This is a genomic window from Desulfurobacterium sp. TC5-1 (genome assembly GCF_000421485.1).
GTDB lineage: Bacteria > Aquificota > Aquificia > Desulfurobacteriales > Desulfurobacteriaceae > Desulfurobacterium_A.
In genome coordinates, this window is the sequence record NZ_ATXC01000001.1 from 382933 (window position 1) to 402917 (window position 19985).

20 protein-coding genes are annotated in these 19985 nt (G+C 40.5%); 14 read left to right on the forward strand and 6 right to left on the reverse strand.

Going from position 1 to position 19985, the window contains the following annotated elements; translation table 11 throughout:
- Both purE and H153_RS0101940 read right to left on the reverse strand, forming a co-directional pair.
- Positions 1-468 carry a 5-(carboxyamino)imidazole ribonucleotide mutase gene (gene purE / locus H153_RS0101935; RefSeq protein ID WP_022846450.1) on the reverse strand — a complete coding sequence of 156 codons (468 nt, stop codon included), beginning with the start codon at positions 466-468 and terminating at the stop codon, positions 1-3.
- A complete protein-coding gene (locus tag H153_RS0101940) occupies positions 465-1250 on the reverse strand; it encodes a fumarylacetoacetate hydrolase family protein (RefSeq protein ID WP_022846451.1) in 786 nt (261 codons plus the stop codon). The genes purE and H153_RS0101940 overlap by 4 nt, the downstream gene beginning before the upstream one ends.
- A 114-nt stretch (positions 1251-1364) precedes the next feature.
- Between H153_RS0101940 and kdsB the strand changes: the two genes are divergently transcribed.
- From kdsB to H153_RS0101990, 10 genes are read left to right on the forward strand one after another with little or no spacing between them, the layout of a single operon-like run.
- On the forward strand, positions 1365-2108 hold the full coding sequence (gene kdsB, locus H153_RS0101945) for a 3-deoxy-manno-octulosonate cytidylyltransferase (protein ID WP_022846452.1): 744 nt from the start codon (positions 1365-1367) through the stop codon (positions 2106-2108).
- A complete protein-coding gene (locus H153_RS0101950; protein WP_022846453.1) occupies positions 2098-3714 on the forward strand; it encodes a CTP synthase in 1617 nt (538 codons plus the stop codon). The genes kdsB and H153_RS0101950 overlap by 11 nt, the downstream gene beginning before the upstream one ends.
- A complete protein-coding gene (locus tag H153_RS0101955) occupies positions 3701-4345 on the forward strand; it encodes a MarC family protein (RefSeq protein ID WP_022846454.1) in 645 nt (214 codons plus the stop codon). Before H153_RS0101950 ends, H153_RS0101955 begins: the two co-directional genes overlap by 14 nt.
- 9 nt (positions 4346-4354) lie before the next feature.
- Positions 4355-5188, forward strand: a complete 834-nt coding sequence (gene murB, locus H153_RS09005; RefSeq protein ID WP_022846455.1) for a UDP-N-acetylmuramate dehydrogenase — start codon at positions 4355-4357, stop codon at positions 5186-5188.
- 16 nt (positions 5189-5204) lie between these two features.
- On the forward strand, positions 5205-6383 hold the full coding sequence (locus H153_RS0101965) for a cytochrome c peroxidase (protein ID WP_022846456.1): 1179 nt from the start codon (positions 5205-5207) through the stop codon (positions 6381-6383).
- A 10-nt stretch (positions 6384-6393) separates the two neighbouring features.
- Entirely contained in the window at positions 6394-7185 is a 792-nt protein-coding gene (gene kdsA, locus H153_RS0101970; protein ID WP_022846457.1) for a 3-deoxy-8-phosphooctulonate synthase, read from the forward strand.
- Positions 7169-7837: an endonuclease III gene (gene nth / locus H153_RS0101975; RefSeq protein ID WP_022846458.1), complete on the forward strand. Its 669-nt coding sequence runs from the start codon at positions 7169-7171 to the stop codon at positions 7835-7837. Before kdsA ends, nth begins: the two co-directional genes overlap by 17 nt.
- A 13-nt stretch (positions 7838-7850) precedes the next feature.
- Positions 7851-9176 carry a nicotinate phosphoribosyltransferase gene (locus tag H153_RS09010; RefSeq protein WP_022846459.1) on the forward strand — a complete coding sequence of 442 codons (1326 nt, stop codon included), beginning with the start codon at positions 7851-7853 and terminating at the stop codon, positions 9174-9176.
- Complete coding sequence (gene cmk, locus H153_RS0101985) at positions 9167-9814, forward strand: (d)CMP kinase (protein ID WP_022846460.1); 648 nt, start codon at positions 9167-9169, stop codon at positions 9812-9814. Before H153_RS09010 ends, cmk begins: the two co-directional genes overlap by 10 nt.
- Positions 9815-9833: 19 nt before the next feature.
- Positions 9834-10721 (forward strand): MBL fold metallo-hydrolase, encoded by an 888-nt coding sequence (locus H153_RS0101990; RefSeq protein WP_022846461.1) that lies wholly within the window; start codon positions 9834-9836, stop codon positions 10719-10721.
- Between the two features lie 18 nt (positions 10722-10739).
- On the opposite strand, the gene H153_RS0101995 is transcribed toward H153_RS0101990, so the two are convergent.
- Genes H153_RS0101995 through hisC form a run of 3 tightly spaced genes read right to left on the reverse strand, consistent with a single transcriptional unit; the run spans position 10740 to position 13925 of the window.
- Positions 10740-11504 carry a TIGR04219 family outer membrane beta-barrel protein gene (locus tag H153_RS0101995; protein WP_022846462.1) on the reverse strand — a complete coding sequence of 255 codons (765 nt, stop codon included), beginning with the start codon at positions 11502-11504 and terminating at the stop codon, positions 10740-10742.
- Between the two features lie 47 nt (positions 11505-11551).
- The gene (ahcY, locus tag H153_RS0102000) at positions 11552-12811 is read right to left on the reverse strand and encodes an adenosylhomocysteinase (RefSeq protein ID WP_022846463.1); all 1260 of its coding nucleotides are present in this window, start codon (positions 12809-12811) and stop codon (positions 11552-11554) included.
- 10 nt (positions 12812-12821) lie between these two features.
- Positions 12822-13925, reverse strand: coding sequence for a histidinol-phosphate transaminase (gene hisC, locus H153_RS0102005; protein ID WP_022846464.1), 1104 nt, complete (start codon positions 13923-13925; stop codon positions 12822-12824).
- A 103-nt stretch (positions 13926-14028) separates the two neighbouring features.
- On the opposite strand from hisC, the gene typA reads away from it, so the two are divergent.
- Together typA and aspS are read left to right on the forward strand one after the other, a co-directional pair.
- Positions 14029-15849: a translational GTPase TypA gene (gene typA, locus H153_RS0102010; RefSeq protein WP_022846465.1), complete on the forward strand. Its 1821-nt coding sequence runs from the start codon at positions 14029-14031 to the stop codon at positions 15847-15849.
- A gap of 49 nt (positions 15850-15898) precedes the next feature.
- Entirely contained in the window at positions 15899-17686 is a 1788-nt protein-coding gene (aspS, locus tag H153_RS0102015; protein WP_022846466.1) for an aspartate--tRNA ligase, read from the forward strand.
- Positions 17687-17816: 130 nt separating this feature from the next.
- Here aspS and H153_RS0102020 read toward each other — a convergent pair whose 3' ends face one another.
- Entirely contained in the window at positions 17817-18377 is a 561-nt protein-coding gene (locus tag H153_RS0102020) for a hypothetical protein (protein ID WP_022846467.1), read from the reverse strand.
- A 123-nt stretch (positions 18378-18500) separates the two neighbouring features.
- Here H153_RS0102020 and H153_RS0102025 point away from each other — a divergent pair, with 123 nt between their 5' ends.
- Both H153_RS0102025 and H153_RS0102030 read left to right on the forward strand, forming a co-directional pair.
- Positions 18501-19016, forward strand: a complete 516-nt coding sequence (locus tag H153_RS0102025) for a DUF2148 domain-containing protein (protein ID WP_022846468.1) — start codon at positions 18501-18503, stop codon at positions 19014-19016.
- A 3-nt stretch (positions 19017-19019) separates the two neighbouring features.
- Positions 19020-19964 (forward strand): magnesium transporter CorA family protein, encoded by a 945-nt coding sequence (locus tag H153_RS0102030; RefSeq protein ID WP_022846469.1) that lies wholly within the window; start codon positions 19020-19022, stop codon positions 19962-19964.
- The last annotated feature ends 21 nt before the right edge of the window (positions 19965-19985 follow it).

Sequence of the window (19985 nt, forward strand, 5' to 3'; positions counted from 1 at the left end):
TCAGCCCTCTAATACCTTTTTCTTCATAGCTTCTCTGTAGCTCTTAAGTTTCTCTTTTAGTTCCGGGTACTTTATAGCCATTATTTCAGCTGCAAAAACAGCTGCATTTTTTGCACCGGCCTTTCCTATAGTTACTGCTGCAACGGGCACACCGCCAGGCATCTGAACTATAGACAGCAGAGAGTCTAATCCGTTTAGTGAAGATGCGTCGATCGGAACACCGATTACTGGAAGGATTGTCTTTGCCGCTATAACACCGCCAAGGTGAGCAGCGTATCCGGCAGCTGCAATTATCACTTCGTACTCTTCCTCGGCTGATTCACAAAACTTTATTACTTCGTCTATCGTTCTGTGAGCTGATAAAACCTTTACGTCGTATGGTATGCCAAATTCCTCTAACGTTTTAAAGCAGGATTCCATTACAGGCATGTCTGATTTGCTTCCCATTACTATTGCTACCTTTTTCACGCTTCCTCCCTTCCTTCAGCTTTTACATAGTTTATGAGAGTTCCAATTCCTTCAATTTCAATTTCAACTTTGTCTCCATCTTTAAGAGGTCCTACCCCTGGAGGTGTTCCGGTGATTATAACGTCTCCCGGGAGAAGGGTCATAATCTTTGATATGTAAGAAACGAGGTAGAACGGCGAAAATATCATATCGGATGTATTACCCTGCTGTTTTACTTCACCATTTACACGGGTGGTAATTGGTAATCCTGTCGGGTCTATGTTCATATTTATCCACGGGCCGTAAGGAGCAAATGTGTCAAAAGATTTAGCTCTTGTGTATTGAACGTCCTTTTTCTGCAAATCCCTTGCTGTTACGTCGTTAAAGCAAGTGTATCCTAAAATGACGTTCCTTGCCTCTTCCTCTCTCACGTTTTTACACTTTCTGCCTATTACGATAGCTAACTCTCCCTCGTAGTCCACCCTTTCAGAAGCGGGCGGCAAGATAATTTTCATTTTATTTGAAATAACTGCTGTTGAGGGCTTCATAAAAAGTAGAGGTTCTTCCGGTAGAGGTTTTCCCATCTCTTCTGCGTGGGCTTTATAGTTAAGACCCACGGCAACAACCTTGCTTACCTTTGTTGGCGGCAAAAATTTTACCTCTTTTATGTTGTAGGTTTCCTCAAGTGGTGTTACAGATTCCATGAGGTCTGAAACGCGCCGTTCGGCAACCGGTATAACGTCCCTTCCTTTTACTATGCCGAAGAATACGCTATCCCCTTTTTTGAACCTTCCAATTTTCAAAGTAGCCTCCTCCATAACGGTTAAAAGACAGGAAATATTATACTCTAATTTTTCTCTCTGCCGTTGTAGCAGTAAAAAGAGATATAATTTCTAAAACAGGGAGAGAGGTAGATTTTGAGTTCAGATTTTCTAATTGTTATTCCTGCAAGACTTGGTTCAACGAGGCTTCCGGAAAAACCGCTTAGACTTTTGTGTGGTAAACCGCTGATAGAATGGGTTTACAGAGCTGTTTCTGCCTTTTGTGCCAATGTTTTAGTTGCCACGGACAGTGAAAGGGTGGCACATGTTGTAAGACGTGTCGGTGGTGAAGCTGTTCTGACGCCTTCGGATCTTCCGAGTGGGACGGACCGTGTTGCGGAAGCGGTAAGGATTTCAGGTTCTGATTTTAAATATATTGTGAACGTTCAAGGTGACGAGCCTTTTGTAAAAGCGGAGCACGTTCTTCCTATAGTTGAAAGGTTAAGGGCAGGTGACAGGTTTGCAACTGTCGCTGTTCCTTTTTCTTCTTTTGATGAAATAAATAAACCTTCAAATGTAAAGGTTGTAAGGGATAGAGAGGGATATGGTGTTTACTTTTCAAGAAGTCCCATTCCCTATGATAGAGATGGAAATCTTTTACCAAAAGACTATCTTAAGCACGTAGGAATTTACGGCTTCAGGAAAGATGCCCTTTTTGATTTTGTTTCGTGGAATGAAGGCTTTCTTGAAAAGGCTGAAAGACTTGAGCAGCTTAGAATTTTAGAACACGGTGACAGGATATACGTTTGCACCGTTGAGCATTATGGAATGGGTGTTGATACTGAGGAAGACCTTCTGAAAGCAGAAAAACTACTGAAGGAGAAGTTTGATGGCTGCTAAACTGATATTTATCACAGGTGGTGTTCTCTCTTCCATAGGTAAAGGCATAACGGCATCTTCGATAGGAACCCTTCTTGAGAGTAGAGGTTTGAGGGTTACAATTCAAAAACTTGATCCTTACCTTAACGTTGATGCCGGGACGATGAATCCCTACCAGCATGGAGAGGTGTTCGTGACCGATGACGGTGCTGAAACAGATCTTGATTTAGGGCACTACGAACGTTTTACTCACAGCGTAATGAAAAGGATAAATAACGTTACATCCGGACAGATATATCAGGAGATAATTTCAAAAGAGAGGAAAGGAGAATTTTTGGGGGCTACCGTTCAGGTTATCCCTCACGTTACAGACAGCATAAAAGAAAAGATAAGGAAAATAGCTTCTTCAAGTGTTGATGTTGCAATAGTGGAGGTTGGTGGAACTGTTGGAGATATTGAAGGACTGCCGTTTCTTGAAGCAATCAGGCAGGTTGGTATAGAAGTTGGAAAAACCAACGCTATCTATATTCACGTTACGTATGTTCCCTACGTCAGGGCTGCAGGAGAGCTTAAAACAAAACCGACACAGCATTCTGTTAAAGAGTTAAGGGCAATAGGTATCCAGCCCGACATTATAGTCTGTCGTTCTGAAAGGACAATTCCTTCTTCCGTTAAGAAGAAGATAGCCCTCTTCACGAACGTTAAAGAACGGGATGTAATAAACGCTAAGGACCTTTCAACGATTTATGAAGTGCCTCTTCATCTTAAAAAGGAAGGGATTGATGAAATAATACTTGAGAAGCTTCAGATACCCGCGGGAGAGCCTGAACTTGACGAGTGGAAGGATTTTGTTATCAGGGTTAAAAAGCCGGAGAATGGAGCGGTTTCAATAGCTGTTGTTGGAAAGTATATAGAGCTTCCCGATGCCTATAAGAGCATAATAGAGTCTTTTGTCCACGCAGGGGCTGAGAACAATGTAAAGGTTGATATAAGATGGGTTAACGCTGACCTTCTTGTTTCTGAAGAGCCGGAAGAGTATCTGGAAGACGTTCACGGTATCCTTGTTCCAGGTGGGTTTGGTGAGAGAGGTGTTGAGGGGAAGATAAAAGCTATCCGCTACGCAAGGGAAAACAAGATTCCGTTTCTTGGTATATGTCTTGGCATGCAGTGTGCAGTAATAGAGTTTGCAAGGAACGTTGCTGGATTGGAAGGTGCCCACAGTGCTGAGTTTAATCCGGAGACGGAATATCCGGTTATAGATTTGATGGAGTCTCAGAAGGGTATTAAGGAAAAAGGCGGAACAATGAGACTCGGTGCCTATCCTTGTGTTTTAAAAGAAGGTACAAAGAGTTTTACGGCTTACGGAGAGAAGGAAATTTCTGAAAGGCACAGACACAGGTACGAGTTTAACAACCGCTTTAGAGAAGTTCTTGAAAAGGCAGGACTTACCATTGCAGGAACTTCACCTGACAACTCACTTGTTGAAATTGTGGAGATAGAGGATCATCCGTGGTTTGTAGGTGTTCAGTTTCATCCTGAGTTTAAATCGAGACCCTGGAAACCTCATCCTCTCTTTGTTGACTTTGTGAGAGCTTCTGTTGGTAGGAGAGACAATGTATCATCTTAATGCAGCTAATCTTTTTTTGCAGGACGTTATATCTCTAATCGCCATACTTAATCCGGTGGCAGCTGCCGCTGTTATGATATCTCTTTTGCCGCCGGAAACACCGAAAGTCGTTACTGATAGTATCGCACTCAAAACGGCGAGGCTTGTTTTTATTGCCTGTATTGTCACCCTCTTTTTTGGTGATTTAATCTTTAAGGTTTTCGGTATAAACATCAATTCAATAAAGGTTATTGGTGGTCTTGTGCTTCTTGTTCTTTCATTAAACATGATTAACGGTAAACTTTCCATAGGAACAAAGCATACCGCCGAAGAGATTTCGGAAGCTGCAGAGAAAGAGGACATATCGATAGTGCCTCTTGGGATTCCAGTGCTTTTTGGTCCCGGAGTTATTGCCACGGTTATTATTTTAAAAGAGAGAAGCATGACGCTGTTTACTCTTGCACTTCTTATATGTGCAATAGGTGTTGCTTCATGGATTACTTATATTGTTCTTAAAAATGCCAGAATACTTATGAGGCAACTTGGTATTACAGGATTTAAGATAATTACGAGAATTATGGGACTTATTGTGGGTGCGATAGCTTCTCAGTTTATTATTTCTGGTGTAAAAGTTTTGTGGTTTAAGATGTAGGCAGGAAGAATGGAGGTAAAGGAGCTTTCAGGGAAAGAAATTACCACTATTGGAATAGGTGGACATTTTCCAGTTTTTTTCCCCGAAAATGAGAGAGAACTTTTAGAACTTATCTATGAAGATTTCTTTATTATCGGTGGTGGGAGCAACCTTGTTCTCCCGGATAAGCTCAATCTAAAATTGATTTCTCTTTCAAAATTTAAGAAGTTTTACTGTGATGGTGATTATCTTTTTGCCCAAGCAGGTGTTAGAGTAGGTGAAATTTTAAATCTTCAGATTAAAAAAGACTTTTCCATTTTTGAATTTTTGGCAGGAGTTCCGGGTGTTACCGTTGGAGGAGCAGTTTATCAGAATGCCGGAGCTTTTGGCAGAGAAACTGCAGAGCTTATAGAATCTATAGAGTACATAGATGAAGAGGGAAAACTTAAGGAACTGTCTGATACTTCAGGTTTCGGTTATAGAAAATCACCTTTTTCGAAAAAGGACATTATTATTAGTGTAAAGTTTAAGGTTGAATATTTTAAGAACGTGAAAGAAACCATAAAAAGTCTTGTAAAGAAACGTCTTGAAAAACATCCACCGTTCTATCTAAAAACTGCAGGCTCTACTTTTAAAAATCCTGAAAACCGTTCTGCCGGCTTTCTTATTGAATCGGCTGGTTTAAAGGGATTTTCTGTAGGTGATATTCAGATTTCCAAAAAACACGCCAATTTTCTCATTAACAGAGGCCGTGCAACATTCTCAGATTTTTGTAAAATTGTAGATGTTATAAAGAATCGAGTATTCAATAGTTTTGGTGTTGAGCTTGAACTTGAAGTTAAAATTCCCGGTTTTAAACTCTAACTATATGAGGTATGTCATGAGAAAAGTGCTGATTTTTCTTTCTCTTTTTATTGTTCCTTCTGTGTGTCGTGCCGGTGTATGGGAGACTAAATGTTCTGACTGCCATGGTCTGATAGCACCACCTAAAAAAGAGCTGCTTCAGAAGTTCAAAACGCCAGAGGATCTTGTTGCAAGGGCCAGAGCACTTGCAGATAAGAAGATAATGCCCTCTTTTGATTTTGAGGCAGCTGCGCAGGAGCTTTTTAACAGTGCCGCAACGGTTTCTGTGCCCACTTCTCTAAATTCAACAAAAGGTGTGGATTTAAAGCCACTTCCTTCTCTTCCGCCCATACCCTCAGATAACTCCCAGACACCTGCTAAAGTTATTCTTGGAAAAATGCTCTTTTTCGAAACAAGGCTCTCTAAAAGTAACACGATTTCATGTAACACCTGTCACAACATATCTTCTGGCGGTGATGACAATCAGCCTGTTGCAATAGGTTACGGCTGGCGTAAAAGCTTGAGAAATGCACCCACCATATTTAATGCAGGTTACCTTAAGGTCTACGGCTGGACAGGAAGAGCAAAAACTCTTGAAGAGATGATAAAGATGAACATTCAGGATCCCGTTAAGATGAACTCTTCTGAAGATGTAGCAGACAAACTTAAAACGATACCTGAGTATGTTGCGCTTTTCAGGAAAGCGTTTCCCGATGAAGGAGATCCTGTAACCTTTGATAACATAGCAAAGGCGATAGCTGCCTATGTCAGAACTTTGAACACTTTTGATTCTTCTTTTGACAGGTTTCTTAACGGTGATACTAAAGCTCTTTCTGATGATGCCAAGATGGGGATGAATCTCTTCATTGAAAAAGGTTGTATATCCTGCCATTATGGTCCTATGCTTACAGATAATAAGTTTCACGTTTTTAAGATAGATGATGACCCGGGACGTTACGAGGTTACCGGAAATGATACTGATAAAAATGCTTTCAGGACTGCACCTTTGAGGAACGTTGCGTTAACTGCTCCCTACTTTCACAACGGTTCTGTAAGAAGGCTGGATGTTGCGGTAAAAGTTATGGCGGACAAAATGCTGGATGAAAAACTCACCGATGTTGAAGCATGGCGCATAAAAGTGTTTCTTGAATCTTTGACGGCGCTTCCTTCAATAGATAGCCGGGTTATACCCGTTTTACCACAGAGAGACGAATAGGGGAGAAGAGATGATTTTAATCGCGGGTCCTTGCGTTATAGAGACAGAAGAGATTCTTTTTAAGGTTGCTAAAGTTGTTAAGGAGACTCAGAAGCTTTTCCCTGAGTGCAAAGTTATTTTTAAAGCTTCTTTTGATAAGGCAAACAGGAGTTCTATCCGTTCCTACAGAGGTCCTGGGCTTGATAAAGGATTGAGAATGCTTGAAAAGGTGAAAGAAACCTTTGATTTGCCTGTATTGACGGATATTCACGAATCATATCAGGCAGAACCTGTCGGTAGTGTGGTTGATTACATCCAGATTCCTGCATTTCTGTGTCGCCAAACAGACCTTCTTGTTGCCGCTGCAAAGACCGGTAAGCCGGTTAATGTGAAAAAGGGGCAGTTTATGGCTCCATGGGACATGGGAAACGTTGTTGAGAAGTTGAGAGAATCAGGAGCGAAAGAGATATTTCTGACGGAGAGGGGGACGACTTTTGGGTACAATAATCTGGTGGTTGATTTTAGAAGTGTTCCCATAATGAAATCTTTTGGTGTTCCTGTTATCTTTGACGCCACCCATTCTGTTCAGAAACCTGGAGGACTCGGTTCTGCTTCTGGCGGGGATAGAGAGTTTGTCCCTTATCTTGCGAAAGCTGCCGTGGCTGTTGGTGCTGATGGTCTCTTTTTTGAAACACATCCGGATCCCGAAACCGCCCTTTCAGACGGTCCAAACATGGTTCCTTTAAAGGATTTTCCATTGCTTGTTGAGGAACTTATTGAACTTTACAGGTTTGTGAGGCAGGATAGTGGCAGAAAGGCTTAAAAAGATTGATATAGATAAGATAGTCGAAATCCTTAAGAGGGAATCCAAAAAGTGGGATGTTCCTGTTGTAAGTTTAATGTCCCGGCACGATAGAGATCCTTTTAAAATTCTGATTTCAACGATACTCAGTTTAAGAACAAAGGATGAAGTAACGGCAAGGGCTTCAGAAAGGCTTTTTAAAAAGGCCGACAATCCTTACGATATGGTTAAACTTTCCGAAAAGGAGATAGAAGAACTTATCTATCCTGTTGGCTTTTACAGAAACAAGGCGAAAACGATAAAAGAGATATGTAAAACACTTATTGGAAAATATGACGGTAAGGTTCCTGATTCTCTTGATGAACTTTTGAAGCTTAAAGGTGTTGGCAGAAAAACGGCCAACCTTGTTGTTACGCTTGGTTTTAACAAGCCGGGTATCTGTGTTGATACTCATGTTCACAGGATAATGAACAGGATTGGTTACGTTAAAACAAAAACACCTGAAGAGACAGAATTTGCTCTGAGAAAAAAGTTGCCCAAGAAGTACTGGAAGATTATTAATGAACTTCTTGTTGCCCTGGGCCAGCATGTATGCCATCCGACTTCTCCTAAATGCAGTATATGTCCGATAAGAGATTACTGCCAGAAAGTGGGTGTCAAAAGGAGCAGGTAACGGAGGAAAAGTAATGACTGAAACGCTGCTTACAGATCTTTACGAACTTACAATGATGTGTGCTTATATTGATAACGGGAAGAAAGAGATTGCTTCTTTTGAACTTTTTACCCGAGTTCTTCCTGAAAGGAGAAACTACCTTGTATATGCAGGGCTTCAGGATGTTGTTGATTACCTTGAAAACTTTTCCTTTTCAAAGGATGACATAGACTACCTTTACTCTCTTAACCTTTTTCCTGACTGGTTTTTAGACTTTTTGAAGGAATTTCGCTTTACGGGAAACCTTTACAGTATGGACGAGGGGACGCCCTTTTTTCCTCACGAACCTGTTTTAAGAGTTGAGGCGCCAATTTATGAGGCACAGCTTTTTGAAACAGCCATTCTGAATATGACTCACATAAGCACACTGATTGCGTCAAAGGCAGCGAGGGTCTATTCGGTTTCCCGGGGTAAGGTGCTTTCAGACTTTTCTCTCAGAAGAACTCACGGTAAAGATGCTGGAATAAAGGTTGCAAGAAGTACCTATATAGCAGGCTTTTCATCGACTTCCAACGTTCTTGCCGGAAAAATCTACGGCATTCCAGTTGTTGGCACCGTGGCTCACTCGTTTATTATGAGTTTTAAGACGGAAGAAGAAGCTTTCAGAGCTTATCTTAAAACGTTTCCCGATAGATCTATTCTTCTTGTTGATACTTATGACACAGTGAAAGGCATTGAGAAAGCAATAGAAGTTGCTCTGGAATTAAAAGAAAAGGGCTACACTTTAAGAGGCATAAGACTTGATAGCGGCAACATACTTGAGCTTTCAAAACTTGCAAGGAAAATGCTTGACAAACACGGTTTCAGGGAGACAAAAATTATAGTCAGCGGTGGTCTTGATGAATACAAGGTCGATGAACTTCTCTCCAGAGGAGCACCCATAGATATTTTCGGTATTGGCACAAAGGTCGGAACATCGTCGGATTCGCCCTATGTTGACTTTGTCTATAAACTCGTTGAACTTGACGGAAAGCCTGTAATGAAAACAAGCAGCGGGAAAAAGATGTATCCCGGTAAAAAGCAGGTTTACCGTCTTGAATCATTTGACCGTGTTACCGTGTGGGGTGAAAAAAGCGAGGGCAGACCCCTTTTAAAACCAATTTTTCTCAGCGGAAAAAGGGTTGTAGAGCTTCCCTCTTTAGAGAGAGTCAGGGAGCATTTTCTTTCTGAATTTGAGAAGTTAGATGATAGCGTTAAAGATATTTACAAAAAGTTTACGCGGCCTGTGGAAATTTCAGAGCGGTTAAATCAGCTTTACGAGGAAACTTACAGAGAGATAGAGGAACAGGAATGGAAGTGAAAAAAATAACGATTGATGGTCCTGCTGGAGCAGGGAAAAGCACCATAGCAAAGATTTTAGCGAAAAAGCTTGGATTTCTGCATCTTGATTCCGGTGCAGTTTACAGAGCAATCGGTGTTGCTGCAAAGAAATCGGGAATTGACCTTGATAGTGAGGAAGCGGTCTCTTTGTTTCTTAAACGTATTTCTGTAGAGATAAAAGATGATGGTAGAGTTTTTCTTAATGGTCTTGATTTAACAGAAGAGATAAGGAAGCCTGAGGGTGGAGTTTTAGCTTCAAAGGTTGCAAGGTTTCCCGAAGTAAGAAAGAAAGTAATTGAAGTTCTGAGAAAGGCTGCAGAAGGTAGAAAAGTTGTAACCGATGGAAGGGATGCCGGAACAAACATCTTTCCTGATGCAGAGCTTAAGATATTTTTAACGGCATCTCCTGAGGAAAGGGCTAAAAGAAGGTATGAAGAACTTAAAGAAAAAGGTTTTAACGTTACTTTCGAACAGGTTTTAAAAGAAGTCAGGGAGAGAGATTATCAGGATAAAAACAGAGAAGTAGCACCTTTAACCGTGCCTGAAGGGGCTTATGTGATAGATACCACCGGAAAAACTGTAGAAGCAGTTGTTAGAGAAATAGAAAAGTTACTTTAATATTTATAAGGGAGATTATGTGGAACTTAAGTGTTTGACAGAAGGTGTTTACTATATTCCGGGAAGGACGAATGTCGGTGTCATTCAGTGCGGCGGTGGAGATGTTATTTTAGTTGATACCGGTATTGATTCCGGTAGCGGAAAGAGGATTTTAAGGCTGCTTGAAAAACATGGTTTGAAACCGGTGGCTATTGTTAATACCCATTTTCACACGGATCACTGTGGTGGAAACAGAATACTGAAGGAAAAAGCGGATGTTAAGGTTTACGCTTCCGGTATTGCGGCGACGGTTATAAAGTATCCTTTTATAAATCCCTTTTCTCTTTTTTCCGGTGTTTATCCTGTAAAGGATTTGATGAACAAGTTTGTGATGGCGCAGCCATCCGATGTTGATGTTGAGATAGAGCCGGGAGAGCTTAAAATCGGCGATGCTATGCTTGAAATTGTTCCTCTTCCCGGTCACGCTCCGGGGCAGGTCGGTATTGTTGTTGGCGATATTCTTTTCTGCGGTGATGCCGTATTTGCGCCGGAAGTTATTGAAAGGGTTGGTATCCCTTTTAACGTTGATATAAAAACGGAGAAAGAGACATTGAAATTCCTTAAAAATACCAGATTTTCCTTTTATGTTCCTTCTCACGGTGAGCCGGTGGAAGATATTGGATTTTATGTTTCTGAGAATTTCAAACAGATTGATAAGATTGAAAAAATAATACTTAATTTTCTTGAAAAAGAGGTTTCCTCTGAAGAGGTGGTGGACCATGTTTTAAGCAAAATAGGTTTAAAGGTCAAAGCTACTCATCACTACTTTTTGATTCATGCAGGAATTCTTGCGTATTTGTCTTACCTTTACAATAAAGATTTAATTTCTTTGAAAATAGACAACCGCCCACTGTGGAAAAGAAAGTGAAGGGCAAAAGCCCCAGCATTAAAAGCTGAGGCCTGCCTCAAGATAAGGACCTTTGATCTTTATGTCGGAAGATACATCTTCTATGTCATCAATTTTCAGGTTTTCATACCTGTAACCGGCGCCGATAAAAAGCAGTGGAATCGGTGAGTATCTGACTTCTGCCTTTGCATCAATAAATTGATTGCCAGAGTATCCTATCCACTTGAGTTCTGCGTTTACCCTGACAGGTCCCACGCCAAAATCTCCCTGTCCGTAGAGCATTGGAAGCGGCACCTGAAAGTCAGTTGATTCATCAAAACCAAGAGTTGAGGATTTAACTGAAGCGTAGCCATCAATGTATTTAAGTGTTAGACCAAAGTTTATGTGTGTTGTTCCAAGTGTTGCAAGTCCAAGGAACGGAACGCCCCAGTAGAGTGTTAAATCGTACTGGTCAAGTCTCAGTTCACTGTCAATATCTGCGCTTGCAGTAAATGTTTTTCCTGCGAATTGGAATGTTTGAGTAATGGTTCCAGAACCTGTAAAGTCGTACTTTGTCGCTTCAATTTTCACGTTTGGTATAAGTGGTATCGGATGTTCTATCCTTACCCACCCAAAAGGTTTTGTTTCGTCTCCTAAGTTGAGGTCATCTTTTACATCAACGTTAGTACCCTGATAGTTTATCCATCCTGAAGGCTGTTCCTGAACAGCACCGGCACCGGCTTCTATTGTTAAAAGAGGCAAAGCGTTGGCAGCCGTTGAGGAAAGAAGGAATCCGACCGTTAAGAGTCCAAGAATTTTTCTCATTGTTCCCTCCATATAAGGATTTAACTACATTTTAACATTTTAAAAAATCAGGTTCCCACGTCCCAGGAATTGAGGTACTCTATCTGTTCAGGCGTGAGTTTATCTATCTCTATGCCCATTGCTTTGAGTTTTAACTCGGCAACCTTGTTATCGATGTGTCCCGGGACGACGTAAACGTCAGGTTTGAGGTTTTTACCTTCTTTCACAATATACTCTGCCGATAGTGCCTGGTTTGCAAAACTCATATCCATGACAGATGCAGGATGTCCCTCCGCTGCAGCAAGGTTAATGAGCCTTCCTTCGCCAAGAAGGTAGATACGTCTTCCGTCAATCATTGTGTATTCGTCAACGAAATCTCTGATTCTTCTTTTTTTAACAGCTATCTTTTCAAGGGCAGCAACATCTATTTCAACGTTAAAGTGCCCTGAGTTTGAGACGATTGCACCATCTTTCATAACGTTAAAGTGCTCTTCTCTTATTACATGTATGTTTCCTGTCACCGTGCAGAAAATATCTCCTAACTTTGCCGCTTCTGCCATCGGCATAACTCTGAATCCGTCCATTCTTGCTTCTATCGCTTTTATTGGATCTACTTCTGTTACTATGACTTCCGCTCCCATACCGGCGGCCCTCATGGCAAGACCTCTTCCACACCAGCCATAACCTGCAACGACAAAAACAGAACCTGCAAGCAATCTGTTTGTGGCTCTAAGAATACCGTCTATGGTTGACTGTCCTGTTCCGTATCTATTGTCGAAGAGGTGCTTTGTAAGCGCTTCGTTTACCGCTATCACGGGATATTTTAGAACGCCGTCTTTTGCCATTGCTTTTAGCCTTATTACACCTGTTGTTGTTTCTTCTGTGCCGCCCATTACCTTTTCGAGGAGTTCCGGGTGTTCTTTATGGAGCGTTGAGACAAGATCAGCACCGTCATCCATTGTTATGTCAGGTTCTTTTGAGATAACCGTTTTTATGTGGTCGTAGTAGGTCTTTTCGTCTTCACCTTTTATGGCAAAAACGGGAATGTCATAATATTTAACAAGAGCTGCTGCAACGTCGTCCTGGGTGGAAAGCGGATTGCAGGCACAGAGGTAAACTTCAGCGCCGCCCTCTTTGAGTGTTCTCACAAGGTTTGCCGTTTCTGTTGTAACGTGAAGGCACACACCAAGCTTTATCCCTTTAAGGGGCTGCTCTTTTATAAAGCGTTCTCTTATTTCTTTCCTTAGAACGGGCATGTCCATCTCTGCCCACTCTATTCTGTCCCTTCCTTTGTCTGCAAGTGAAAGATCCTTTACGTGATATTCCATCGTTTCCCCCTTATTTTTTCATCTCTTCAAGGACTTCTTTAAGTTTATCAATGAACATGATGTTTTCTTTCATTGTTCCGATGGTTACCCTTATACAGGTTGGGAAACCGTAACCGTCCATTGCCCTCACAATTACACCTTTTTCAAGAAGCCTTCTGAATACTTCCCTTGTAGGAAGTCCAACGTCTACCAAAATAAAGTTTGCATATGTGGGAACATAATTTAATCCCAACTTTTCAAATTCTTTATAGAGGTACTTTTTTCCTTCTTCGTTAACAACCTGGGACTGTTTTATAAACATTTTGTCTTCTAATGCCGCTACGCCTGCAATCTGAGAAGGCCTGGTAATATTAAATGGCTGTCTTATTCTGTTCATGTCCGCTATTATCTCTTCTTTTGCAACCCCGTAACCAAGTCTCAGTCCTGCAAGGCCGTATATCTTTGAAAAGGTTCGCGTTACTAAGATGTTTTTGTCGTAGATGTACTCAACGCCGTTTTCGACATCAAGTCCAGCACCAACGGCGTACTCATAGTAAGCTTCGTCGAGGACTAAAAGAACATCATCAGGAAATTCCTTCAAAAATTCTTCAAACTCTTTCTTTGTGAATGCAGTTCCTGTTGGGTTGTTTGGGTTTGCAAGAAAAACAACAGCGGTGTTTTCGTCTATAGCGTCAAGGTGGGCTTTTAAATCCATGTAGTAATTGTCTTTTGCCTTGACAACTTTATGCTGTGCACCGGCAAGTTGAACAACTATCGGATAGACTGCGAAAGACTTTTCACTATAAACGGCATTTTTTCCAGGGCGAAGGTAAGCTCTTGAGATGATATCTAACGCCTCATTTGAGCCAAGCCCGACGAAAATGTTTTCAGGTTTCACGTTTAGGTGCTGTGCCAGTGCCTTTTTAAGGTAGTAAGAGTTTCCGTCAGGATAACGGTTCAGGTTCTTAAGGTCTTCAATTATAGCCTGAACGCCTTTTGGTGAAGGGCCTAAAGGGTTTTCATTTGAGGCAAGTTTTACGATGTTTTTTATTCCTAACTCTTTTTCAAGTTCTTCGATAGGTTTTCCCGGTTCATAAACGTGTACTTCTTTTATGTGTTTTGGTAGTTCAAACATTTCTCTCTCCCTGTTTTTGGTCTGATTATTGGGAAATTATACTATTTGACTTCTTACTTTTTCCGGGTATATTTAGCCGTCTAAACCATAAAGAGGTGAAACGATGGAAATAAGGAATATTGCTGTTATAGCTCACGTTGATCATGGAAAAACCACTCTGGTTGATGAACTTTTAAAACAGAGTGGTACTTTAAACGAGAGAAAGGATTTTGGCGAAAGGGTAATGGATAGCAATGACATAGAGAAAGAGAGGGGAATAACTATCCTTTCAAAAAACACGGCTATCTACTACGGTGATTACAAGATAAATATCATTGACACGCCGGGACACTCAGATTTTGGCGGAGAAGTTGAACGTGTTTTAAAAATGGTTGATGGCGTTCTCCTCCTTGTAGATGCACAGGAAGGAGTTATGCCTCAGACGAAATTTGTCGTTAAAAAAGCTCTTTCTCTTGGGCTTAAACCGATAGTTGTTGTTAATAAAATAGATAAACCGGCAGCAGAACCTGATAGGGTTGTTGATGAGGTTTTTGACCTTTTTGTCAATTTGGATGCCACTGATGAACAGCTTGATTTTCCAGTGCTTTACGCTGCCGCAAGAGACGGTTATGCAAAGTATGATTTAGGTGATGACAATCTTGACCTTAAACCTCTTTTTGAAACGATAATTTCTCACGTTCCAGCACCTTCCGGAAGCGAAGATGCTCCTCTCCAGATGCAGGCTTTTACGCTTGATTACGATAACTATGTTGGAAGGATAGCAATAGCAAGGATTTTTAACGGAAGGGTTAAAAAAGGACAAAACGTTTTGCTGCTTAAAAAGAATGGCGAGACCATGAATGGAAGGATTACAAAGCTTATTGGTTTTAAAGGACTTGAAAGGATTGAGATAGATGAGGCTGTATGTGGTGATATTGTTGCTTTCGCCGGTTTTGACACAATTGATATCGGTGATACCGTGGCGGATGTTGAACACCCCGAACCTCTTGAGCCTCTGCATATAGAGGAACCAACACTTAGCGTTTACCTGAGTGTGAACGATTCACCACTTTCTGGAACGGAAGGTAAGTACGTTACTGCAACAAAGCTTAAAGATCGTCTTGTGAAAGAGGCAAGAACAAACATCGCCATGAAGTTTGAGGAAATAGGTGAGGGTAAGTTCAGGGTTTCAGGAAGGGGAGAACTTCAGATATGTATTCTTGCCGAAAATCTGAGGAGAGAAGGTTACGAATTTTCCATAAGCAGACCACAGGTTATTGTTAAAGAAGAAAACGGAAAGCATCTTGAACCCTTTGAACTTCTTGTTGTTGATGTTCCGGATGATTTTGTGGGGACGGTTATAGAAAAGCTTGGGAAGAGAAAGGCTGAAATGGTTACCATGATGCCTATGGGAAATGGAAGAACAAGGATAGAGTTTGAGATTCCCTCAAGAGGCCTTATCGGCTACAGAAGCGAGTTTTTAACCGATACAAAAGGTGAAGGGATAATGAACAGTTCTTTCCTTGAATATAGGGAGTTTAGAGGCATTCCTTACAGACGTGGAAACGGTGCGATGGTTTCAATGGCCAATGGTGAGGCGGCCGGTTACGCTCTCTACAACCTTCAGGAGAGGGGAAAACTGTTTGTTAAGCCCGGAGACAAAGTTTATGCAGGAATGGTAATTGGTGAACATAATCGGAGTGGTGATATAGATGTGAATCCTATAAAAGGGAAGAAGTTAACTAACGTTAGGGCTGCTGGAAGTGACGATGCGATAAAACTTGTTCCGCCGGCTGAAATGACACTGGAAAAGGCCCTTGAGTGGATAGAAGAGGACGAACTTGTGGAAGTTACGCCTGAGAGCATCAGAATCCGGAAAAGGTACCTTGATATAAGCGAGAGAAAAAGAATGGCGAAATCAACAGTCAGGTTGGGAGAGAGTTGAATAAAGAGTATAATTAGCGCTGAAAAATTTTCGTAAGAGAGGTATCGTGATGTTGGATCACTTTGGCGATTTTGAAAGAAGTCACTACTGTGGTGAACTTGATGAGAAAAACATTGGTGAAGAGGTTTGCCTCGCCGGATGGGTTGATTCTACCAGAGACCATGGTGGCGTTGTATTTATAGATTTGAGAGATAGAACGGGAAAGGTTCAAGTTGTTATTAGTCCCGAAATAGACGAAGAGCTTACAGAAAAGGCAAAGAAGATAAAGGATGAATATGTTCTTGCTGTAAAGGGAAAGGTGAGAAGAAGACCGGAGGGGACGGAGAATCCCAAAATTTCAACGGGAAAAATAGAAGTTTATGTTGAAGAGTTAAAAGTACTTAATCGTTCTTTGCCGTTGCCGTTCCCTGTTGAAGATGAGATAAAGGTAGGTGAAGATACGAGGCTTAAATATAGGTTTCTTGACCTGAGAAGAAGGAAAATGCAGGAGAACATCATTTTTCGCCATAAACTTTATCAGACTGTTAGAAGGGTTTTTGATAAAGAGGGATTTATTGAAATAGAGACGCCATTTCTTACAAAGAGCACGCCTGAAGGAGCAAGAGATTTTCTCGTACCAAGCAGAATATATCCCGGGAAGTTTTACGCTCTTCCCCAGTCACCACAGCTTTTTAAACAGATACTTATGATTTCAGGATTCGATAAATACTTTCAGATAGTGAAGTGCTTTAGGGATGAAGATTTAAGAGCGGATAGACAGCCTGAATTTACTCAGATAGATTTTGAGATGTCTTTTGTGAGAGAAAAAGATGTAATGTCCTTTGCAGAAAAGCTTATAAAAACAGTTTATAAGGAACTACTTGATATCGAAATCGAGACACCTTTTCCGGTTATGTCTTACGATGAAGCTATGGAGAGATTCGGAACGGACAGACCGGATACGAGATTTGGGCTGGAACTTAAAAACCTTACCGATATAGCTAAAAGTTGTAATTTTAAAGTTTTTAGAACGGTTGCGGAAAATGGCGGTATAGTTAAAGCCTTAAATTTAAAAGGTGGTGCTTCTCTCTCAAGAAAAGAGATCGATGAACTTACAAAATTTGTTGGAATTTATGGTGCGAAAGGGCTTGCCTGGATTAAAGTTCAGCCGGACGGTCTTCAATCGCCGATTGTCAAGTTTTTTACCGAGGGTGAAATAAATGAAATTTTGAAAAGACTCGAAGCTGAACCGGGCGATATTCTCTTTTTCGTAGCTGATACAGCTGAGGTTACAAACCACGCACTTTCTAACTTGAGGCTTAAACTTGGAAAGATGGCCGGCTTTATTGATGATAGCAAGATTAATATCCTTTGGATTACAGATTTTCCTATGTTTGAGTGGAATGAGGAAGAGAACAGATGGGAAGCTCTTCACCATCCATTTACAAGTCCTAAAGAGGAAGACGTAGAAAAGCTTGAAGTGGATCCGGGAAGTGTAAGAGCCAGAGCTTATGATATGGTGCTGAACGGTGTTGAAATAGGTGGGGGAAGTATCCGTATTCACAGACCGGATATTCAGAAAAAGGTATTTAAAGTAATAGGTTTGTCAGAGGAAGAAGCACACGATAGGTTTGGCTTTTTATTAGAAGCTCTGCATTACGGTGCGCCTCCTCACGGTGGCATGGCATTTGGACTGGATAGGTTGTGTACAATTATGAGAGGTGAAGAATCTATAAGAGATGTAATAGCGTTTCCAAAAACACAAAGAGGGCAATGTTTACTTACGGGTGCTCCAGATAGCGTTAGGCCGGAACAGCTTGCGGATCTTAAAATATCAGTTGAAGTTGATGAAGAGTAGTTATTCAATATTTGAATTTTTATCAGATTTTATCGGGCTTCCTCTTTAAAAAGGAAGCCTTGCAATTTGAGCATGCTTTTAAATTTTAATATCCTGAAAACGTTTATGTGAAGGAATTTTTCATTTTAAGTTAAGATATAATTCCTTTATTCCTTAAACTTTTGTATGCATCTAAGAATTTTTTGACTTTTCCCATTGAAAATATGGCCTGGTATAGAGAGTAACCTGATAGAAGATAACCAAGCAACAAAACCTCTTCCACACTTTCAAGGTGAAAGTCTTTTACGTTGACATTAATATTTTCATTGTCTGGAAAATCTCTGATCTCGTCAACTTCCCTTATTACATCTAAAAATAACGTTTCAAAATCCTGAATCTTAAACATTTCCTCTTTTTCTTTTGTAACTGTTTCGAAAAAGACATCTTCAAAATCTATAAGAAACATAAATATGGTTGCCTTTATAAAACTTTCAACAGGAATTTTGTTGTTCATAAAGTTGAAGTACAGCAAAACGAACTCTTTGCAGTCACATTCGAGAGCCACAAGTGCCCCTTCTTTAAAAGAGAGGAAGAGACGCTTTCCATCTTTTTCATGAGTAAGGCATAAATTAATTGTCATCTTCATCTGTGTAACCAGCTTTATCAGGTCGAAAAACTCTTGATAAGAAGAAAATTTTCCTTTCAAAACCATCAAAACACTCCATACCTGATTTGACAAATATTATACTCTTTTTGTTTTAATAGTGAAATCGTATGGAGATTAACAAATAGGGTATAATTAGTTTTGATTACAAAGGCTTTAATGGAGGTTTTTATGGAATTTATCTCAAAAACCGTTTTATCCATAGCTGAAATGATGTGTGCTGCTGCAATCACCGCACCGAAAGGCAAAGGTATTAATCTTTTACACGTTGAGGTGTTTACAGGTTCAAAAAAAGATGAAGTGGCAGAACTCATGGCTACGATAGGTAGAGAAAAAAACATTCCCTTTTTTATAAGAGATGCCGAAAACGTTTTTGACGCAGTGTGTGTGGTGTTCATAGGAACAGCTATAACACCAAGGAGAGTGCCAAACTGTGGATTTTGTGGTGCAAAAAACTGTGAAGATGCGCTTTCAAGAGGGATACACTGTGCCTTTGCAACAGGTGATTTAGGGATAGCCATTGGCTCGGCTGTATCCATGGCCTCACTACACCACATAGATAACAGAATAATGTTTTCCTTTGGAAAAGCAGCAATAGAAGGTGGATTTGTTCCTGAAAAAATAAAAGTGGGATATGGCATACCGTTGTCCGTAAGTGGAAAAAACATATTCTTTGACAGGAAGTAGGTTATGGGAAAGTGCTGGCTTTTGTTTAAAACAGACAATGGAATTGAAACGGACACTTTGGATGTTGCTCAGCTCTATCGTGCTATTGAAAAACGACCGATATGGATACATTTTCGCAACTTAGATGAAGAGATAGAGGATTTCCTTCTTGAGAAGCTGAAAATAAATGAGCTGTCTCTTGAAGATGCCACTTTTGAAGACAGGCCTAAAGCGGAAACTTTTGAAAACTACGTTTTTGTACTTCTTATATACTTTGATAGTAGAATAAGCAGGAAACGTAAGTTTTCAATATTCTGGACAAAGGAACTTATAGTAACCATTGGGAGCCGTAAGCTGTTTGAGGAAATAAAGACAGAACTTTTCTTAGAAGAACCGGAAGAAATAACGACCGATAAGATATTTTGGTTAATTTCAAGTACAATTGTTGACAGATGTAAAAGGGTCGCTCTTGACCTTGAAAAACAGCTTGACGATATTGAAGTTAAGGTTTTCCGCGAGCAGAATCCAGAACTTCTTGAAGATATATCTGATCTGAGTTTTGAAATAATCTCTTTAAGGAGAACAGTTAAACAGTTAAGGGATGTTTACCGTTCATTTCTCTCCTCTCTTTCTTCTTTTGGATTTCTAAAGAGTATTCACTATTTAAGGGATCTTGCTGATGAACTTGTGATGCTTTATGATCACATAGATACGCTTCACGAAATGCTCCAGAATATATTCTCTGTATTTTCCTCTCTTGTAGAGTTCAAGCTGAACGATATAATGAAAACTCTCACTATCATTATGACCGTATTTGCACCAATTACGATGATTTCTGGATACTACGGTATGAACATTGTTGACCTTCCGTTTGCCGATTCTCATATTGGTCTTTTTATAGTAACGGGAATGATGGTACTTATGAGTATGGCCTTCATGGTATATTTCAGAAAGAAACAGTGGATTTAGGGGAAAGTACTCTTCCAAAAA

Excerpts from the sequence above, each read along its gene's own strand:
- H153_RS09010 (WP_022846459.1), top strand. The coding sequence starts at position 7,851 with ATGACTGAAACGCTGCTTACAGATCTTTACGAACTTACAATGATGTGT.
- H153_RS0101950 (WP_022846453.1), top strand. The coding sequence starts at position 2,098 with ATGGCTGCTAAACTGATATTTATCACAGGTGGTGTTCTCTCTTCCATA.
- hisC (WP_022846464.1), bottom strand. The coding sequence starts at position 13,925 with ATGTTTGAACTACCAAAACACATAAAAGAAGTACACGTTTATGAACCG.
- H153_RS0102020 (WP_022846467.1), bottom strand. The coding sequence starts at position 18,377 with ATGGTTTTGAAAGGAAAATTTTCTTCTTATCAAGAGTTTTTCGACCTG.
- aspS (WP_022846466.1), top strand. The coding sequence starts at position 15,899 with ATGTTGGATCACTTTGGCGATTTTGAAAGAAGTCACTACTGTGGTGAA.
- cmk (WP_022846460.1), top strand. The coding sequence starts at position 9,167 with ATGGAAGTGAAAAAAATAACGATTGATGGTCCTGCTGGAGCAGGGAAA.
- H153_RS0102030 (WP_022846469.1), top strand. The coding sequence starts at position 19,020 with ATGGGAAAGTGCTGGCTTTTGTTTAAAACAGACAATGGAATTGAAACG.
- ahcY (WP_022846463.1), bottom strand. The coding sequence starts at position 12,811 with ATGGAATATCACGTAAAGGATCTTTCACTTGCAGACAAAGGAAGGGAC.
- murB (WP_022846455.1), top strand. The coding sequence starts at position 4,355 with ATGGAGGTAAAGGAGCTTTCAGGGAAAGAAATTACCACTATTGGAATA.
- H153_RS0101965 (WP_022846456.1), top strand. The coding sequence starts at position 5,205 with ATGAGAAAAGTGCTGATTTTTCTTTCTCTTTTTATTGTTCCTTCTGTG.
- typA (WP_022846465.1), top strand. The coding sequence starts at position 14,029 with ATGGAAATAAGGAATATTGCTGTTATAGCTCACGTTGATCATGGAAAA.
- H153_RS0102025 (WP_022846468.1), top strand. The coding sequence starts at position 18,501 with ATGGAATTTATCTCAAAAACCGTTTTATCCATAGCTGAAATGATGTGT.
- H153_RS0101995 (WP_022846462.1), bottom strand. The coding sequence starts at position 11,504 with ATGAGAAAAATTCTTGGACTCTTAACGGTCGGATTCCTTCTTTCCTCA.
- H153_RS0101955 (WP_022846454.1), top strand. The coding sequence starts at position 3,701 with ATGTATCATCTTAATGCAGCTAATCTTTTTTTGCAGGACGTTATATCT.
- kdsA (WP_022846457.1), top strand. The coding sequence starts at position 6,394 with ATGATTTTAATCGCGGGTCCTTGCGTTATAGAGACAGAAGAGATTCTT.